This window comes from Streptomyces sp. NBC_00080, assembly GCF_045041255.1.
GTDB lineage: Bacteria > Actinomycetota > Actinomycetes > Streptomycetales > Streptomycetaceae > Streptomyces > Streptomyces coriariae.
Genome location: NZ_CP108235.1, coordinates 3,273,417 through 3,290,122, shown reverse-complemented (window position 1 = coordinate 3,290,122; position 16,706 = coordinate 3,273,417). Strand labels below are relative to the sequence as shown.

General features: G+C 71.3%; 18 protein-coding genes. 9 read left to right on the top strand and 9 right to left on the bottom strand.

The window, feature by feature from the left end; all coding sequences use genetic code 11:
• Positions 1-4 precede the first annotated feature (4 nt).
• Together OHU34_RS14385 and sodN are read right to left on the bottom strand one after the other, a co-directional pair.
• Positions 5-406: a helix-turn-helix transcriptional regulator gene (locus tag OHU34_RS14385; protein WP_142266132.1), complete on the bottom strand. Its 402-nt coding sequence runs from the start codon at positions 404-406 to the stop codon at positions 5-7.
• Between the two features lie 169 nt (positions 407-575).
• Complete coding sequence (sodN, locus tag OHU34_RS14380) at positions 576-971, bottom strand: superoxide dismutase, Ni (RefSeq protein ID WP_020130742.1); 396 nt, start codon at positions 969-971, stop codon at positions 576-578.
• A gap of 145 nt (positions 972-1,116) precedes the next feature.
• On the opposite strand from sodN, the gene sodX reads away from it, so the two are divergent.
• Positions 1,117-1,551, top strand: coding sequence for a nickel-type superoxide dismutase maturation protease (gene sodX, locus OHU34_RS14375; protein WP_142268055.1), 435 nt, complete (start codon positions 1,117-1,119; stop codon positions 1,549-1,551).
• Here the strand turns inward: sodX and OHU34_RS14370 are convergent.
• On the bottom strand, positions 1,455-2,084 hold the full coding sequence (locus OHU34_RS14370) for an ABATE domain-containing protein (RefSeq protein ID WP_054242787.1): 630 nt from the start codon (positions 2,082-2,084) through the stop codon (positions 1,455-1,457). The genes sodX and OHU34_RS14370 overlap by 97 nt on opposite strands.
• A gap of 101 nt (positions 2,085-2,185) precedes the next feature.
• Between OHU34_RS14370 and OHU34_RS14365 the strand changes: the two genes are divergently transcribed.
• Positions 2,186-2,992, top strand: a complete 807-nt coding sequence (locus OHU34_RS14365) for a trans-aconitate 2-methyltransferase (RefSeq protein ID WP_142266133.1) — start codon at positions 2,186-2,188, stop codon at positions 2,990-2,992.
• Positions 2,993-3,099: 107 nt separating this feature from the next.
• Here the strand turns inward: OHU34_RS14365 and OHU34_RS14360 are convergent, their stop codons facing one another.
• Genes OHU34_RS14360 through OHU34_RS14350 form a run of 3 tightly spaced genes read right to left on the bottom strand, consistent with a single transcriptional unit; the run spans position 3,100 to position 5,837 of the window.
• On the bottom strand, positions 3,100-3,852 hold the full coding sequence (locus tag OHU34_RS14360) for an amino acid ABC transporter ATP-binding protein (protein ID WP_142268056.1): 753 nt from the start codon (positions 3,850-3,852) through the stop codon (positions 3,100-3,102).
• A gap of 50 nt (positions 3,853-3,902) precedes the next feature.
• Entirely contained in the window at positions 3,903-4,841 is a 939-nt protein-coding gene (locus OHU34_RS14355; protein ID WP_142266134.1) for an amino acid ABC transporter permease, read from the bottom strand.
• A 33-nt stretch (positions 4,842-4,874) separates the two neighbouring features.
• Positions 4,875-5,837, bottom strand: coding sequence for an ABC transporter substrate-binding protein (locus OHU34_RS14350; protein WP_142266135.1), 963 nt, complete (start codon positions 5,835-5,837; stop codon positions 4,875-4,877).
• Between the two features lie 611 nt (positions 5,838-6,448).
• Between OHU34_RS14350 and OHU34_RS14345 the strand changes: the two genes are divergently transcribed.
• The 4 genes from OHU34_RS14345 to OHU34_RS14330 all read left to right on the top strand — a co-directional run bounded on the left by OHU34_RS14345 (position 6,449) and on the right by OHU34_RS14330 (position 9,846).
• Positions 6,449-7,678 (top strand): NADP-dependent malic enzyme, encoded by a 1,230-nt coding sequence (locus OHU34_RS14345; protein ID WP_142266136.1) that lies wholly within the window; start codon positions 6,449-6,451, stop codon positions 7,676-7,678.
• A 286-nt stretch (positions 7,679-7,964) separates the two neighbouring features.
• A complete protein-coding gene (locus tag OHU34_RS14340; protein WP_230194703.1) occupies positions 7,965-8,930 on the top strand; it encodes a zinc-binding dehydrogenase in 966 nt (321 codons plus the stop codon).
• Between the two features lie 107 nt (positions 8,931-9,037).
• Positions 9,038-9,247: a helix-turn-helix domain-containing protein gene (locus OHU34_RS14335; RefSeq protein WP_016437953.1), complete on the top strand. Its 210-nt coding sequence runs from the start codon at positions 9,038-9,040 to the stop codon at positions 9,245-9,247.
• Positions 9,247-9,846: a Clp protease N-terminal domain-containing protein gene (locus OHU34_RS14330; RefSeq protein WP_405766665.1), complete on the top strand. Its 600-nt coding sequence runs from the start codon at positions 9,247-9,249 to the stop codon at positions 9,844-9,846. The genes OHU34_RS14335 and OHU34_RS14330 overlap by 1 nt, the downstream gene beginning before the upstream one ends.
• 134 nt (positions 9,847-9,980) lie before the next feature.
• Here the strand turns inward: OHU34_RS14330 and OHU34_RS14325 are convergent, their stop codons facing one another.
• From OHU34_RS14325 to OHU34_RS14315, 3 genes are all read right to left on the bottom strand, one after another.
• Positions 9,981-11,081 (bottom strand): helix-turn-helix transcriptional regulator, encoded by a 1,101-nt coding sequence (locus OHU34_RS14325; protein WP_405766663.1) that lies wholly within the window; start codon positions 11,079-11,081, stop codon positions 9,981-9,983.
• Position 11,082: 1 nt separating this feature from the next.
• On the bottom strand, positions 11,083-12,207 hold the full coding sequence (locus tag OHU34_RS14320) for a DUF4097 family beta strand repeat-containing protein (protein ID WP_405766661.1): 1,125 nt from the start codon (positions 12,205-12,207) through the stop codon (positions 11,083-11,085).
• A 179-nt stretch (positions 12,208-12,386) separates the two neighbouring features.
• Entirely contained in the window at positions 12,387-12,566 is a 180-nt protein-coding gene (locus tag OHU34_RS14315) for a DUF6104 family protein (protein ID WP_003992906.1), read from the bottom strand.
• Between the two features lie 233 nt (positions 12,567-12,799).
• Here OHU34_RS14315 and OHU34_RS14310 point away from each other — a divergent pair, with 233 nt between their 5' ends.
• The 3 genes from OHU34_RS14310 (at position 12,800) to OHU34_RS14300 (ending at position 16,699) form a co-directional block, all read left to right on the top strand.
• Positions 12,800-13,306: a CU044_2847 family protein gene (locus OHU34_RS14310; protein ID WP_142266141.1), complete on the top strand. Its 507-nt coding sequence runs from the start codon at positions 12,800-12,802 to the stop codon at positions 13,304-13,306.
• Positions 13,303-15,567: a trypsin-like peptidase domain-containing protein gene (locus OHU34_RS14305; RefSeq protein ID WP_230194699.1), complete on the top strand. Its 2,265-nt coding sequence runs from the start codon at positions 13,303-13,305 to the stop codon at positions 15,565-15,567. The genes OHU34_RS14310 and OHU34_RS14305 overlap by 4 nt, the downstream gene beginning before the upstream one ends.
• Positions 15,568-15,676: 109 nt before the next feature.
• Positions 15,677-16,699: a MoxR family ATPase gene (locus tag OHU34_RS14300; protein WP_020130728.1), complete on the top strand. Its 1,023-nt coding sequence runs from the start codon at positions 15,677-15,679 to the stop codon at positions 16,697-16,699.
• The last annotated feature ends 7 nt before the right edge of the window (positions 16,700-16,706 follow it).

The window sequence follows — 16,706 nt, the reverse complement described above, 5'->3', positions numbered from 1 at the left end:
CAGCCTAGGTGTGCCTGCCGCGCAGCGGGCGGGTGTACGTCCGGGCCACACAGGACGGGATCACCTCGCCGGCCTCGTGCGACCGCGCCCGGTACGCGCTCGGGGTCTCGCCGACCAGTTCGGTGAAGCGGGAGCTGAACGAGCCGAGCGAGGTGCAGCCGACCGCCATGCAGACCTCCGTCACGGTCAGGTCGCCGCGGCGCAGGAGGGTCTTGGCGCGCTCGATCCGCCGGGTCATGAGGTAGCCGTAGGGCGTCTCGCCGTAGGCCTCGCGGAAGCTGCGCTGGAAGTGGCCCGGGGACATCAGCGCGGTACTCGCTAGCGCCGCGACGTCGAGTGGCTCCGCGTACTCACGGTCCATCCGGTCGCGTGCCTGCCGCAGCCGTTTCAGGTCCTCGAGGGTCACGGGGTCAGCATCGCACGGAGGGCGGCATCCGGGCGGGGGAGAAAAGGAGACCGCACCCGGGCCGTCGGGGTCGCCGTGTTCGGCGGCCCGCGGACCGGGTGCGGACAGGTGGGCGTTGCGACCTGCGCCGGCGCAGGTCGGGCGGCCCGGGACGAAGTTCAGGCCTTGGTCAGGCCTTCTTGGTCTCCCAGAAGATCTTGTCGATCTCGGCGATGAGCTCCAGGGCCTTCTCGCCGGTCTTCGGGTCCGTCGAGGCCTTGGCGGCCGACAGGGCCTTCAGGGTGTCGTTGACCAGCTGGTGCAGCTGGGGGTACTTCTCGAAGTGCGGCGGCTTGAAGTAGTCGCTCCACAGCACGGAGACGTGGTGCTTCGCGAGCTCGGCACGCTGCTCCTTGATGACGGTGGCGCGCGCCTGGAAGTGCGGGTCGTCGTTGGCGGCCATCTTTTCCTGGACGGCCTTCACCGACTCCGCCTCGATGCGGGCCTGGGCCGGGTCGTACACACCGCAGGGCAGGTCGCAGTGTGCGCTGACCTTGACCTTGGGGGCAAACAGGCGGGAAAGCATGGAGCGTTCCTTCCTCGTGATCGTCTTCTCAGGTGGGACATTACTCCCTGGGAGACGGCTTTTCGCGAGTGCCCCCATGGGCTTAGGACAAAAGTCCGGGGTCAGACTGAGACTGGTGGAGGAACAGACCGGGGAGGTGCCGGCGATGCCGGAGCTGTCGCAGGAGACCGAGCGCGCGCGGGCGGCCGCGCTCTTCGGACTGGCCGAGGTGACCGGCCCGTCCATGGTGCCCACGCTGTACCAGGGGGACCGGCTGGTGGTGCAGTACGGCGCCCGGGTCCGGGTCGGTGACGTGATCGTGCTGCGGCATCCGTTCCAGCAGGACCTGCTCGTCGTCAAACGGGCCGTGGAGCGTCGTGAGGGCGGGTGGTGGGTCCGCGGGGACAACACCTACGCCGGCGGCGACAGCACCGACTACGGGACCGTGCCCGACGAGCTGATCCTGGGCAAGGTGCGGCTGCGCTACCGCCCGCTGAAGCCCGGTCAGCGTTCGCCGCTGGCGGTGGTGCGCTGGGCGCTGTCGGCGGCCAGGCCGGTGCTGGCCGTCCGGTCCGCCTCCAGGCGCTTGCGGGCGCGGTAGGCGGCCACGTTGGCGCGGGTGGCGCAGCGGTCGGAGCAGTAGCGCCGGGAGCGGTTGGTCGAGGTGTCGAGGTAGGCGTTGCGGCAGGGGCCGGCCTCGCACAGGCCCAGGCGGTCGACGCCGTACTCGGTGAGATGGAACGCCAGGCCCATGGCCGCGATGGCCGCGTAGCCCGCCGTCGCGTTCGACGGATGGTCGGCCAGGTGCATGTGCCACAGCGGGCGGCCGTCGTCGTCGCGGAAGTCGTGGCCGGAGATCTGCGGGCTCACCGGGAACTCCAGCAGGAGCGAGTTCAGCAGGTCCACCGCGAGGGTCTCGTCGCCGCCGTCGGCCGCCTCGAAGACCGCGCGCAGGCGGGCCCGGACCGAGCGGAACCGGGTGACGTCCGCGTCGGTCGCCCGGCGGCCCGCCGACTGGTTGCCGCCGAAGAGGGCGCGGACTGCCTCGACCGAGGTCAGCGCGTCCTTGCCCCGGGCCGGTTCCTCGCTGTTGACGAGGCGCACGGCGTAGTCCGAGTAATAGGCCAGTTCCACTTGTAGTCCTTACGGTGGCGCTCTATGGTCGGGGTGCGGGCGGAGGTAACAGCCGTTCGTGCTTCCAGGGTATTACGTGACGAACGCGGCGGAGGGTTGCGATGACGGACGCGCAGACGACCACGACCGGTGCCACGAACGGTGTCACGACGGGTGCCACGACCGGCGCCGACTGGGCTGCCTGGCAGCGGAGCTGGGACCGCCAGCAGGAGTGGTACATGCCCGACCGCGAGGAACGCTTCCGGATCATGCTCGACATGGTCGAGGGGCTCGTCGGGCCCGCCCCGCGCGTCCTCGACCTCGCCTGCGGCACCGGCACCATCACCGCCCGGCTGCTCGCCCGCCTCCCCGGCGCGACCTGCACCGGCGTCGACCTCGACCCGGCGCTCCTCGCCATCGCCGAGGGCACCTTCCACGGCGACGACCGCGTCACCCTCGTGACGGCGGACCTCAAGGACCCGGACTGGCCGGCCCGGCTGCCGTACGACACGTACGACGCCGTCCTGACCGCCACGGCCCTGCACTGGCTGCACAGCGAACCCCTCGCTGCCCTCTACGGTCAGGTCGCGGAACTCGTCCGCGACGGCGGTGTCTTCATGAACGCGGACCACATGATCGACGACACGACGCCCCGGATCAACGCGGCGGAGCGCGCGCAGCGCCACACCCGCATGGATCAGGCCAGGGCCGACGGGGTGCTCGACTGGGCCGAGTGGTGGCAGCTCGCCGCCAAGGACCCCGTCCTCGCCGGGCCGACCGCCCGCCGCTTCGAGATCTACGGCGAGCACGCCGACGGCGACATGCCCTCCGCCTCCCGGCACGCTCGCGTGCTGCTCCAACAGGGCTTCAGCGAGGCTCGGCCCGTGTGGGCGTCCCCCTGCGACACTCTGTTGCTGGCCTTGAAGTGACCGCACCCCCGTACTGACGGGATCCGGCCATTCGGCGCTGATGGCTCCCGAACGACGGAGTGGGGCGGTACGGGATTCCCGTACCGCCCCACTCGTCCGTCGTGCCGCTACAGCACCTTGGACAGGAACGCCTGCGTCCGCTCGTGCTGCGGGTTGGTCAGGACGTCCCGCGGGTTGCCGGACTCGACCACCACACCGCCGTCCATGAAGACCAGGCTGTCGCCCACCTCGCGGGCGAAGCCCATCTCGTGGGTGACGACGACCATCGTCATGCCGGACTCGGCCAGGTCGCGCATGACGTCGAGGACGTCACCGACCAGCTCCGGGTCGAGCGCCGAGGTCGGCTCGTCGAACAGCATCAGCTTCGGGTCCATCGCCAGGGCGCGCGCGATGGCGACGCGCTGCTGCTGGCCGCCGGAGAGCTGCGAGGGGTAGCCGCTCGCCTTGTCCGCCAGGCCCACCCGCTCCAGGAGCTGCATCGCGCGCTCCTTGGCCTGGGCCCGGCTCGCGCCCTTGACCTGGACCGGGGCTTCGACGACGTTCTCCAGCGCCGTCATGTGCGGGAACAGGTTGAACCGCTGGAACACCATGCCGATGTCCCGGCGCTTCAGCGCGACCTCGCTGTCCTTGAGCTCGTACAGCTTGTCGCCCTTCTGGCGGTAGCCGACCAGCTCGCCGTCGACGTACAGCCGCCCGGCGTTGATCTTCTCCAGGTGGTTGATGCACCTGAGGAAGGTCGACTTGCCGGAGCCGGAGGGGCCGATGAGGCAGAACACCTCGCCGTTCTTGACCTCCAGATCGATGCCCTTGAGGACCTCGACCAGGCCGAACGACTTGTGGACGCCCTCGGCCTTGACCATCGGGACCGTGGAGTCCTTGACGGACGTGGTCGTCTTCGCGATCTTCTCGGTCATGCCAGGCCTCCCTTGCTGCGGCCGAGTGACAGCACGTTGGCCCTGATCTTCTGGAGGGGCGTCGGCGGCAGCTGACGCAGGGCACCGCGGGCGTAGTACCTCTCGAGGTAGTACTGGCCGACGCTGAAGATCGAGGTCAGCACCAGGTACCAGGCCGCGGCGAGGAACAGCATCTCGGCCGGGGCGCCGGAGGTCTGGCCGATGTCCTGGGCGACCCGGAGCAGCTCCGAGTACTGGACGACCGACACCAGCGAGGTCGTCTTCAGCATGTTGATGACCTCGTTGCCCGTGGGCGGCACGATGACGCGCATCGCCTGCGGGACGACGATCCGGCGGAGCGTCTTCGCGTGGCTCATGCCCAGGGCGTGCGACGCCTCGGTCTGGCCCTCGTCCACCGACAGCAGACCGGCACGGCAGATCTCCGCCATGTAGGCGGCCTCGTTGAGGCCGAGGCCCAGCAGAGCGGTCAGGAACGGGGTCATGAAGTCCGACCACTCGTTCTTGTAGATCGGCCCGAGGTTGATGTACTCGAAGACCAGGCCCAGGTTGAACCAGACGATGAGCTGGACCAGGACCGGGGTGCCGCGGAAGAACCAGATGTAGAACCACGCGATGGACGACGTGACCGGGTTCTTCGAGAGGCGCATCACCGCCAGCAGGATTCCGCCGACGATGCCGATCAGCATGCACAGCACCGTGAGCAGAAGCGTCTTGCCGACGCCGCTGAGGATGCGGTCGTTGAAGAAGTAGTCCGGGATCGCGCCCCAGTTGATCCTGCCCTGGGCGAACGCGTAGACGATGCCGGCCAGCACGGCGAGGGCGACCACGGCGGACACGTACCGCCCGTAGTGCCGGACCGGGATGGCCTTGATGGCCTGCGGGCCGGCCGGCGGAGTGTCCGCCGGGCCGTCCGCCTTGTCGATGTCAACAGTCACGGGTGTTGCCTTTCAGTGCCGCAGACCGCGCGGTCACTTGCCGCCGTTGATGGTGGCTTCCTTGACGGCGCCGTCGGCGACGCCCCACTTCGTGATGATCTTCTCGTACTCGCCGTTCGCGATGATCGCGTCCAGCGCCGCCTTCAGGGCGTCCCGCAGCTGGGTCTGGTCCTTGGCGACGGCGATGCCGTACGGGGCGGCCTCGACCTGCTCGCCGACCAGCTGGAAGTCCTTGCCGCCACCAGAGGTCTTCACGGCGTAGGCGGCGACGGGGAAGTCGGAGGAGCCGGCGTCGGCACCGCCCCCACGCAGGCGGGTCTGGGCCTGCTGGTCGTTGTCGAAGGACTCGATGGCGATGGTCTTGCCGCCGGTGCACTTCTTGGCCTCGGACTTGGCGAGGTCCTCGGAGACCGTGCCGCGCTGCACCACGATCTTCTTGCCGCACAGGTCGGACCAGGTCTTGATGCCCTGGTCGTCGCCCTTCTTGGTGTAGATCGAGACACCGGCGGTGAAGTAGTCCAGGAAGTCGACGCCCTCACCGACCTTCTTGCCGGTGTCGGAGTCGACACCCTCCTGGCGGTCCTTGGTGTCGGTCATCGCGGACATGGCGATGTTGTAGCGGTTCGAGCGCAGACCCGTGATGAGGGTGTCGAAGGTGCCGTTCTCGAACTCGAACGTCACACCGAGCTGCTTGCCCATCGCGGCCGCGAGATCCGGGTCGATGCCCACGGTCTTGCCGGCGGAGTCCTTGAACTCGACCGGCGCGTACGCGATGTCGGAGCCGACCTTGATGACGCCCGCGTCCCGGATCGCCTTCGGCAGCTTGTCGGCCAGCGGGGCCGAGCTCGTCGAGGCCGAGCCGCTGCTCTCCGAGTCGCTGTCCTTGGTCTGGTCGCCGCAGGCGCTGAGCAGCAAGGCGCCGGCGACCGCGAGGGATCCGACCGCTGCCAGGCGGGTGCGCGCGGCGGTCGTGCGTCGGGTGGAGCTTGCGGTCATGGTGGATTCCTCCGGCGGATGGATGGAGATGCCGATGGCTCGACAAAAGCCGATGGGTCGACGAGAACACACACCTTCGGGTGTCGCGACCTCGTGTGATGACGGCATCTTGCCATTCGGACTACGCCATTCAGGGGGCCAGCCATGTCAAAATCGGATAACGGGCGACCCCCGAACCGCATCACTCCGGTACATCACGACCGGACGGAGCCGGACCATCTGCGGGAATGCCCCGTTCCGGCCGAAAGATCTTCGGTTCATCTCATGGTGTGGTCGCTCGGCGAGCGCGCTGTTCGTCGACTTGAGTCCATGTCAAGGGTTCTCTGTCAGCTTGGCGAGACATCGCGCATGAGCCATGTCACTCAAGGTGAGCTCTGTTCAAGGTCCACAGCGTGAGCCATGTGACCTTGCACGGAATGGACTCGTCGGCTGTGGTCTCCGTCCGGTAAGAAGGATTTTTACACCCCTCATCCGGGGCTCAGGGCGCGTGTGCGGCGCGCCCGACGCGCAGGCGCCCGTACGCATCACCTCTGGGGCCCGCGCGATGCCCGCCCACTTCTCAATCAGGAGTGGCCACCCTCAAACCATGCAGACCTAAGGGGTAAGACACAGTGGCAGCGGAGATCGTCAATCCTCGCAGCGAGAGCGCCGACCGAACGGGCCAGGAGGGCGGTGCGGAGCCCCTCGACTCGTTCGATCCGGTGTTCGCGCTGCACCGCGGCGGAAAGATGGCCGTGCAGGCCACCGTCCCGGTTCGCGACAAGGACGACCTGTCCCTCGCCTACACGCCCGGCGTCGCTCGCGTGTGCACCGCGATCGCGGAGCGGCCGGAGCTGGTGAACGACTACACGTGGAAGTCGTCCGTCGTCGCCGTCGTCACCGACGGCACGGCCGTGCTCGGGCTCGGCGACATCGGCCCGGAGGCCTCCCTCCCGGTCATGGAAGGCAAGGCGATTCTGTTCAAGCAGTTCGGCGGTGTGGACGCGGTTCCGATCGCGCTCGCCTGCACGGACGTGGACGAGATCATCGAGACCGTGGTGCGCCTCGCGCCCTCGTTCGGCGGTGTGAACCTGGAGGACATCTCGGCGCCGCGCTGCTTCGAGATCGAGCGCAGGCTCCAGGACGCCCTCGACATCCCGGTCTTCCACGACGACCAGCACGGCACGGCGATCGTGACGCTGGCGGCGCTGCGCAACGCCGCGCGGCTGAGCGGCCGGGGCATCGGCGAGCTGCGCGCGGTCATCTCGGGCGCCGGCGCGGCCGGTGTCGCCATCGCCAGGATGCTGGTGGAGGCCGGCATCGGGGACGTCGCGGTCACCGACCGCAAGGGCATCGTCTCGGCGGACCGCGAGGACCTCACCGACGTCAAGCGCGAGGTGGCCGGGTTCACCAACAAGGCCGGGCTGAGCGGGTCGCTGGAGGTCGCGCTGGCCGGCGCCGACGTCTTCATCGGCGTCTCCGGCGGGACGGTCCCGGAGGAGGCGGTGGCCTCGATGGCGAAGGGCGCGTTCGTCTTCGCGATGGCCAACCCGACGCCCGAGGTGCATCCGGACGTCGCCCACAAGTACGCGGCCGTCGTCGCGACCGGGCGGTCGGACTTCCCGAACCAGATCAACAACGTGCTGGCGTTCCCGGGGATCTTCGCGGGCGCGCTTCAGGTGCGGGCGTCGCGGATCACCGAGGGTATGAAGATCGCGGCGGCCGAGGCGCTGGCGGGGGTCGTCGGTGACGATCTCGCCGCCGACTACGTGATTCCCTCGCCGTTCGACGAGAGGGTCGCTCCTGCGGTGACCGCGGCGGTTGCCGCGGCTGCTCGGGCCGAAGGGGTTGCGCGGCGCTGACGTGTGTCGTGGGTGGCCCCGCCGGTTTCGGCGGGGCCACTCTTTTTTACCCGCGCACCCGCCCGATCGGGTGATGACGAGGGCGCCGGCGCCGGGGCAGCCGCCCCCGCGCCCCGCTTCGGCCCTGAACGGGCCTCGTCCTCGAACGCCGGACGGGCCGGAAATCCCGACCGAACTCGCTCGGCGCCGTGGGGTCGGGCCCCGGGGCGGGGCGGATGCGCAAGAGGGTATGTCTCACAGTGGCGTCCGGTTTCGCTTGTCGGCGTCGGACCCTATCGTCGGCTGCATGTTCGCCGTCTACGCCGCCCGAATCGACCGCGACCAGCCGCTTTCCGGCCTGGAGTCGGGGGAGCGCCCGGCCCCCGAGGCCCGGCCGGGCTGGAGCACCGTCCATGTCAGGGCCGCCTCCCTCAACCATCACGATCTCTGGTCGCTCCGGGGTGTCGGACTCCCCGAGGGCCGGCTGCCGATGATCCTCGGCTGCGACGCCGCCGGGGTCGACGAGGACGGCAACGAGGTCGTCCTGCACTCCGTCATCGGCCAGACCGGGCACGGTGTCGGGCCCGACGAGCCTCGTTCCATCCTCACCGAGAGGTACCAGGGCACCTTCGCCGAGCAGGTCGCCGTGCCGACCTGGAACATCCTGCCCAAGCCCAAGGAGCTCTCCTTCGAGGAGGCCGCCTGTCTGCCCACGGCCTGGCTGACGGCGTACCGCATGCTCTTCACCAACGCGGGCGTACGACCCGGTGACTCCGTCCTCGTCCAGGGCGCCGGCGGCGGTGTCGCCACGGCGGCCATCGTGCTGGGCCGGGCGGCCGGACTGCGGGTCTTCGCCACCAGCAGGGACGAGGCCAGGCGGAAGCGGGCCCTGGAGCTCGGTGCCGTCGAGGCGGTGGAGCCCGGCGCGCGGCTGCCGCAGCGGGTGGACGCCGTCATCGAGACCGTCGGCGCGGCCACCTGGTCGCACTCGGTGAAGTCCCTGCGGCCCGGCGGCACGCTCGTCATCTCCGGTGCCACCAGCGGGGACCGGCCCTCGCACGCCGAGCTGACCCGGATCTTCTTCCTGGAGCTGAAGGTCGTCGGCTCCACCATGGGCACCAAGGACGAACTGGAGGACCTGCTCTCCTTCTGTGCCGCCACCGGTGTGCGCCCCGTCATCGACGAGGTGCTGCCGCTCGACCGGGCCCGCGAGGGCTTCGAACGGCTCGCGTCCGGCGACCAGTTCGGCAAGATCGTGCTCACCAACGGCTGATCTGCTGTCAGGCGGGTCCGGGGTTCCGGGCCCGCCTTTTGCGTGCCGTTCGCCGTTCATTGTCAACTGTGGTTGACATGGCTCTCGTGTCAACGTACGTTGACATCATGACCGAAGCAACGGATCTCGCCGAGCGCGCGGGAGACCGCGATCCACGGGTCGGACTGCGCGCCGTCGCCGCACTGCGCAGGCTGCTGGAGCAGCTGGAGGCGGTGCAGGTGCGCAGTGCGCGCAATCAGGGCTGGTCGTGGCAGGAGATCGCCGCTGAGCTCGGAGTCAGCAGGCAGGCCGTGCACAAGAAGTACGGGAGGCATTGATGTTCGAGCGGTTCACGAAGGACGCCCGTGCAGTGGTCGAGGGAGCGGTGGGGCACGCCGAGCGGGAGGGGGCGGCGCGGGTCGAGGAGACGCATGTGCTGCTGTCCCTGCTCGACCGCGAGGGCGGCCGCGGTTCCTTCGCGCTGGCCGCGCTCGGCCTGCCGCCCGGTGGGCGGGCGGGGCTGGTTCGGGCCCTGGACGAGACGCGCCGCCGCGGCGGACTCTCCCGGGCCGACGCGGACGCCCTGTCCGGGCTGGGCATCGACCTGTCCGAGATCGTGTCCCGGGTCGAGGAGACACACGGCGAAGGAGCACTGGCCGCCACCGGCCGGGGCGGCCTGTTCGGCGGGTGGTCCGGCCGGCGGTCGTTCAGCCGCGGTGCCAAGGACCTGCTCACCGGCACCCTGCGCGTCGCCGTGGCCCAGGGTGAGCGGCACATCGGCGACGAGCATCTGCTGCTGGCCCTCACCACGCGCCGGGGCGTCCCCGCGGAGATCCTCGCCGACCACGGCGTCACCCATGCGTCCCTCACCCGGGTGCTGTACGGCGCCGGCCGAGGAGGCGAGCCCGGGACCGCGACCGAGGCCAAGGCCGGCTGAGCGGGCCGCCTGTCAGTCTGTCTGGCTTCCCGTCTGTCTGGCTCCCCGTCTGTCTGGTTCCCTGGCTCCCTGTCGGCCTGCACGTCTGCCTGCCTGCCCGGCGGTCGCCGGTCTGCGGTGGGTCGGCCGGGGCGTCAGGGTTTCGGCGCTCGCAGGATCACCCCGATGTGTGCCGCCGCCGTGGACAGGTGGCGGCGCGCTTCGCGGAGCTGCTCTCCGGTGACGCCGTGGTCGCGGGCCGCGTCACGGATGTCGTCCCGGAAGCGGTCGAGCAGGCGGTCCAGATCGCGGGCCGGTTCGCCGCCGGTGTCCTCGTGGGCCCAGGCCGGTTCGTACTCGGCGGGGAAGTCCTCCGGGGCGCGGGAGTATTCGGCGGCGCGGGAGTCGTCCGCGGTGGGGGACTTCTCCGTGGTGCGGGAGTCCTCCGGATGTGTGGTCGCCGTCGAGCCCGTCGTGCCCGTGCGGCCGAAGCCGAAGTCCCTGCCGTACTCCCTGCCGAAGTCCCCGAACTCCTTGGCGAGTTCCGTCAGGCCCTCGCGGACGCCGGTCGGCCAGTCGCCCCGGGTGAAGTGGTCCTGGACCTGCTCCTGGACCCGGCGGGCGATGCGCTGCACCTCTTCCTGGGCCTGGGTGCGGGCCCGTTCCTGTGCCTCCTTGGCCTGGCGGCGGGCCCGCTGGGCCTCCTCGCGGGCGCGCCGGCTCTCGTCCTTGGCCCGGCGCGCCTGCTCCTTCCACTCCTGCTTGACGCGGCGCATCTCCTCCTTGGCGGCGCGCCACGACTCCTTGTCGCCGTACTCCCCGTACTCACCCTGTTCGCCGGGCTCCGCGGCGCCCGCCCCGGTCCCCTGGCGCGCCTCGGTGGCCGCCGCCCGCATCTCGCGCCGCAGATCGCCCGCCGCGCCGCGTACGTCGGCCCGGATCTCGGCGGCCAGCTCGGCGACCGACTCGCGGATCTCCAGTTCCAGGTCGGCCAGTTCGCCGCTGCGGTCCGCCAGTTCGGCCCGGCCGGCGTCGGTGATGGAGTAGACCTTGCGGCCGCCCTCGGTGGTGTGGGTGACCAGGCCCTCGGTCTCCAGCTTGGCCAGTCGGGGGTAGACCGTGCCCGCCGACGGCGCGTAGAGCCCCTGGAAGCGTTCTTCGAGGAGGCGGATCACCTCGTAGCCGTGCCGCGGCGCTTCGTCCAGCAGCTTCAGCAGGTAGAGGCGGAGACGGCCGTGGGCGAAGACGGGAGGCATGTCAGAGCACCTTCTTGTCGGTCGTGCTGTCGGCCGGGTCGCCGGAGGGGCTCTCGCCACCCGGGCCGGAAACGGCATTGTCCCCCGAGTCGATGGGCCGGTTCGAGCGTGCTTCACCCTGCGGACCGGCCGCCGGAACCGAGGTCGGAACCGAGGTCGGAACCGAGGTCGGTTCCGCTGCCGCCGTTGGTGCCGGTGCCTGCTTCGGTTTGCCGGTCGCCGTCGCCGTCTTCGTCTCTTGCTCCTCCCGCTCCTCCCGCTCCTCCCGCTCCTCCCGCTCGTCGGGCCGGGCGTCGTCCGCCGCGTAGTCCGCCGCGTCTTCCGTCGGCGGCCTGCGCAGCAGGGCGATCGAGCCGGAGATCGTCGTCGCCTTCAGGCTGCCGTTGCCCGCGCCCAGGCGGCCGGTGATGCGCTTGGCGCCCCACTGGCCGCTGACCCGGAGGTCCTCGAAGGCGTTGGAGACCGAGCCGCTCGCGGTGTTCGCCTCCACCCGCGCGTCCGCCGGATGGGGCAGCCGGATGGCGATCTCGCCCGAGACGCTGGTCAGGTCGATGGTCGTGGGGCGGCTCGTCGGATCGAGGTCGACGATCATCGACCCGCTCACGGAGTCGGCCTTCACGGAGGAGCCCGCCTCCACCACCGTCAGATCGCCGGACACGGAGTTGAAGTGCAGGTCGCCGGTGAGGGCCTGGGCCTCGACGCTTCCGGAGACGGTGTCCGTGCGCACCGGGCCCGCGAGCCCCACCAGGGTCGTGTCGCCGTTGACCCCCTTCACCTCGGCCCGGCCCTCGATGCCGGAGACCACCGCGCCGGCGCTGACCACGCCCACCTCCACGCGGGTGCCGGCCGGTACGGCCAGCGAGACCACGGCGCTGCGCCGCCAGCCCTTGCGGTCGAGCCACTTGAGGAAGCCCTTCCAGGGGAGGTCCTCGTACGCCACCGTCAGGTTCCCGTCGCGATGGCTCACCACCAGGGGCGGTCCCTCGATCCGCGAGATCTCCAGGCGGGCGGGGCCCTCGTCGGTGCCCACGATGTTCACGGTGCCGTCGACGATGCGCACGCGCAGTTCGCTCACGGGCTCGTCGAAAGAGAGCTTCCCAGGCTCGGCGACGGACCACTCGGACATGGTGCGGACCTCCTCCACGACAGCGACACGACACGCCATATCGCGTCTCCCGTCAAACACGATATATCGCGGTGGGGGAAAGTCAAGACACCCGTTCCGGTGATCACTTCCGCACACGCAAAAGGGGCGCCCCAGGGCGCCCCTCCACGCGAACCGCCGCCGACCGGCCGCCGAACGGACTACTCGTCGTCCTCGTCGTCCAGCCGTGCCAGCCAGGTCGCCAGCCGCTCCACCGGCACCTCGAAGTCCGGATTCAGGTCGACGAACGTCCGCAGCTGCTCGGCGAGCCACTCGAAGGTGACTTCCTCCTCGCCGCGCCGCTTCTCGAGTTCCTCGATTCCGCGATCGGTGAAGTACATGGATCGTGCTCCGTGGGTCGGTCGCAGGGATAGGGATCCCCCCTCGGGGGAAGGACCCTTGTTCCTGCGAGGGGAGGAAGAGATCCGCTCTCCGATGGGGAGGGGACAGGAAAAGGATAGGCGCAGGGGGACGGCGTCCCGCGGGCCGCCGGGGCCCTCGCGCGGTCGGAACCCCGTGGCGGGCCCGCACCGACGGGCGGGGCCGGGGGGACTGGGGACAGCGGGGGAGTTTCATGAGTGGTGAGGACGTGACGCGGGTGGCGCGCATCGCGCTGCCGGACGGGACGCCCGTCTGGGCCCGGATCTCGGGGGCGGGGGAGCTGTCGGCGCCGTCCGGGCGGCTGTCGTACAGCGACACCGGCTTCGCCGAGCGGGTGGAGGCGAGCGTGGAGAGCCTGCACGCGCTCGTCACCGGGGTCGCGCGGTCGCTGGCGGAACCGCTGCGCGCGGTGCGGCCGGACGAGGTCAGCGTCGAGTTCGGCATCGAGCTGACCGCCAAGGCCGGGAAGGTCGTGGGTCTGCTCGCCGACGGGGAGGCCAAGGCCGGCATCACGGTCACCCTCACGTGGAACAGCGGGCCACCGGACCTCGACGCACCACCTCCCGAACCCTCCGGCGCGCGCGCCCGCGCGCGGGACGGCTCGGCGTCCGACGAGGGCGGGGTCCGGCACGCGGGCGCGTCTCCCGGCGCGCCGATGCACGGGGGCGCCGACGGCAGTGCGGGCGGGGGCGCGGAATGACGGGCGGGCACGCCCCGGGCGCATCGAACGCGTTCGATGCGGCCCGTCGTGCACTGCGTGGACTCGTCGTGGCGGCGACCGTGCGCATTCATCGCCCGGTCGTCGGGTATGCCCTGGAGGAGCCCGGCACGTTCCTCGGGAGCGGCTTCTTCGTCGCCCCGAACTGGGTTCTGACCTGCGCACATGTGGCTTGCGGCGGGGAGGGGGGCGAGGTCGCGGTGGTGTACGAGACGGCGCCGGGGCGGGGTACCTCCGCCGCTCCCGGCCGGGTGGTGGCGACCCTTCCCGACCGGGCCGACGGTGCCGGGCGGCTCCTGCCCGCGGGCAACTGGCCCGCCCCGGACCTCGCCCTGGTCCAGCTGACCGAGCCCGTCGACGACCACGAATGCGTGTACGTCTCCGAGCGTCCGGCGGCCTATTACGGCGAGGGCCGGGTGCTGTACGCCGGCTGGACCGAGAACGAGGGCCGCCTACAGGTCCTGGACGGCACGCTCACCGTGCAGGGCACCATCGGTGGCTGGTCCTCGGACGTGCAGATGCGGCTGGGCGACAACGACCTGCCGTACGGCGTCTCGGGCGGCCCGGTGATCGACCCCGAGCGCGGCGAGGTGATCGGCGTGCTGAAAGCGCGCTCGGACCACCGGCCCGGCGGTACGTCCACGGGGATCGAGCAGTTGCGCACCCTGCGGGTCCCCGCGGAGGCGGTGGCCGAGCACAGCGACCTCTACCAGGCGGTCTTCCACGCCCACGACCGCTACCACCGCGACCGCCAGCGCCACCCGGCCTCCCGGCGGCAGACCTGGACCGACGTCCAGGGCAGGCTCGGCGCGCGGCCGGGCCGCACCCTCAGCCCGGACGAGCGGATCCAGCTGCTGGGCCGGCTGGCCGAACTCCCGCCGCCCGAGAGCACCCGCGGCCTGCTGGACATCCTGGACTCCCTCCCCGACTTCCAGGCCCTCACCCCGCTGCCCGCGCCGCGCGGCTGGCGCGACGGCCTCGGAGCGCTGTACGAGAGCGCGAGCGACGACGGGGCACTGGAACTCGTCCTCGACTACGCGATGCGCGCGATGTCCGCTCCGCGCCCGTTCGTCGTGCCCAGCACCCCGGACGCCGAGAAGGCCCTGTGGGTCTGGGTGTGGCAGGCCGCGCAGCGGCTCGGCGCCCGCTACCGGTCCGGTCTCGCCGAGCAGCGCATCGAGCGGCTGCGCCGACGGGACGAGGCGGAGCGCGACGACCCCGACACGTTCTCCGGCGGCATCCGCCCGACGGACGGGCCCGGCGGGCGCAGGGGGCACCGGCGTGGTGGGCCCGACGCACGCGCGCGTGCCCGTTTCGTCGGCAGCGTGGCCCGGCCCTCCGCCCTGCTCGAACTGGTGCGACGGGGCTGGGAGCCGGACCGCTGCGACTGGTCGGTCTCCGTGGCCGCGTCCGGCGGTGAGGTGGTCCGGCTGCACGAGGCCGAGCGCACTTTGCTGGCCGACCTGCCCACGCACCTCTCCGGCCCGCTGGGGGAGGCCTTCCGGCACTGCGACGAGCCCGGCAGGCCCGCGCTCCTTCAGGTGGCGCTGCCGCACGCGCTGCTCGGCCTGGAGGTCGACAACTGGCAACTCACGCCCGGGGAGGAGCCGTTGGGGGCGCTGCGGCCGGTCGTCGTGCGCTGCTCCGACCGCGACCGGCTGCCCGACGAGGCATTCGGCGCGTACGGCGGCGGAGAACCGGACGACAGGGGCCAAGCCGATGGTGCCCGCGGTGGCGGCGGTGGCGCCGACGACCTGGATTACCCGGACGACCCGGACGACCTGGACGCGGAGCGCCGGGCCCGCTGGCGCTGGCTGCACGCGCATCGCGCCAGGGCCGAAGTCCTGGACTGCGACGAGGGGTTGCGTAAACCCGTACCGACGGTGGAGCAGTTGCGCGCCCTGGCGCACGGCACCGTCCCGGTGCTCTGCCGCTACGGCGACCTTCGTTACGAGGACGACGCGGAGGCGCTCGCCCGGATCGTGCTCGGCGGATACGGCGTGGCCGTGTGGCGCCGGCGGCGCGGCCGGGCCGACGCCGTCTGCGGGGAGTTCCACCGCGGCACGATCGACGGCATCGCCGAACCGCCCACCGCGCAGCACCTGCCCGAGGTCGTGCACGAGCTCCGGATGCGGCTGCGCGCGGGCCGCACGGAGTCGTTCTGGGCCGACGGCGTCGCCCTGCTGTACGACGATCCCCACCAGCCGCTGCCCGGCACCGGAGACCTGCTGGAGGCCCCTTGAACCCACCCGCCCGCGGGGCCGGCCGGCCCCTTACCAGGCACCTCCAGGATGGATAACGTGATGCACGTTCGGACGGCCGCGGCGGTGGACGAGTGACGAGGACCGGATCATGACCGAATCCAGTGAGTGGCTCATCTACCGAGGCGCCGGCGAACCGCACGACGGCATCGAGCGGCTGCCCGACCCGCCTCCCTGGCGGGACTTCACCAGCCGGGACGCGGCCGGCTCCGGCGACGGGTCGCAGGACCGCAGGCTCGGCGCCCACCGGCACCTGGCGGAACTGCACCGGCCGGGCGCCGAGGAGCTGGAGATGATCAACGCGGCGCTCTATCTGCGCCGCCCCCTGCTCGTCACGGGCAGCCCCGGCGCGGGCAAGAGCACGCTCGCCCACTCGGTGGCGTACGAACTCGGCCTCGGCAACGTGCTGCGCTGGTCGATCGTCAGCCGTTCCGCGCTCCAGGACGGGCTGTACCACTACGACGCGATCGCCCGACTCCAGGACGTGCAGATCGCCGCGCAGGGCGGGTTCGGGTCGGCGGCGGGCTCGCCGGGCGCGGTCGAGGGCATCGGCAGCTACATCCGGCTGGGACCGCTCGGCACCGCGCTGCTGCCCTCCGACACCCCGCGCGTGCTGCTCATCGACGAGCTGGACAAGAGCGACATCGACCTGCCGAACGATCTGCTGAACGTGCTGGAGGAGGGCGAGTTCGCCATTCCCGAGCTGGAGCGCATCGCCGACCGGCTGCCGGACGGCGAGGCGGAGGTGCTGACCGCCGACGGGGTGAAGGTCCGGGTGCGGGACGGCCGCGTACGCTGCCGCGCCTTCCCGTTCGTCGTGCTCACCAGCAACGGGGAGCGCGACTTCCCGGCCCCGCTGATGCGCCGGTGCATCCACCTGGAGTTGGGGCGCCCCGACCACAACCGGCTCGCCACCTTCGTCCGCGCGCATCTCGGCGACGAGGCGGCGCGCGCGGGGGACGACCTGATCACGCGGTTCCTGGAACGGTCGCGCAGTGAACTCCTCGCGGCGGACCAGTTGCTGAACGCGATCTACCTCACCGACGCGGCCGCGCCGCCCAGTCGGGACCGTCTGGCCGACCTGCTCATCCAGCGACTCGACCGCCCGAGGTGAGGGCCTG

Bases quoted from the DNA above. Each gene is read 5' to 3' on its own strand.
- sodN (WP_020130742.1), bottom strand. From the start codon at position 971: ATGCTTTCCCGCCTGTTTGCCCCCAAGGTCAAGGTCAGCGCACACTGC.
- sodX (WP_142268055.1), top strand. From the start codon at position 1,117: ATGCCGGAGCTGTCGCAGGAGACCGAGCGCGCGCGGGCGGCCGCGCTC.
- OHU34_RS14365 (WP_142266133.1), top strand. From the start codon at position 2,186: ATGACGGACGCGCAGACGACCACGACCGGTGCCACGAACGGTGTCACG.
- OHU34_RS14360 (WP_142268056.1), bottom strand. From the start codon at position 3,852: ATGGTCAAGGCCGAGGGCGTCCACAAGTCGTTCGGCCTGGTCGAGGTC.
- OHU34_RS14350 (WP_142266135.1), bottom strand. From the start codon at position 5,837: ATGACCGCAAGCTCCACCCGACGCACGACCGCCGCGCGCACCCGCCTG.
- OHU34_RS14340 (WP_230194703.1), top strand. From the start codon at position 7,965: ATGTTCGCCGTCTACGCCGCCCGAATCGACCGCGACCAGCCGCTTTCC.
- OHU34_RS14335 (WP_016437953.1), top strand. From the start codon at position 9,038: ATGACCGAAGCAACGGATCTCGCCGAGCGCGCGGGAGACCGCGATCCA.
- OHU34_RS14330 (WP_405766665.1), top strand. From the start codon at position 9,247: ATGTTCGAGCGGTTCACGAAGGACGCCCGTGCAGTGGTCGAGGGAGCG.
- OHU34_RS14325 (WP_405766663.1), bottom strand. From the start codon at position 11,081: ATGCCTCCCGTCTTCGCCCACGGCCGTCTCCGCCTCTACCTGCTGAAG.
- OHU34_RS14320 (WP_405766661.1), bottom strand. From the start codon at position 12,207: ATGTCCGAGTGGTCCGTCGCCGAGCCTGGGAAGCTCTCTTTCGACGAG.
- OHU34_RS14315 (WP_003992906.1), bottom strand. From the start codon at position 12,566: ATGTACTTCACCGATCGCGGAATCGAGGAACTCGAGAAGCGGCGCGGC.
- OHU34_RS14310 (WP_142266141.1), top strand. From the start codon at position 12,800: ATGAGTGGTGAGGACGTGACGCGGGTGGCGCGCATCGCGCTGCCGGAC.
- OHU34_RS14305 (WP_230194699.1), top strand. From the start codon at position 13,303: ATGACGGGCGGGCACGCCCCGGGCGCATCGAACGCGTTCGATGCGGCC.
- OHU34_RS14300 (WP_020130728.1), top strand. From the start codon at position 15,677: ATGACCGAATCCAGTGAGTGGCTCATCTACCGAGGCGCCGGCGAACCG.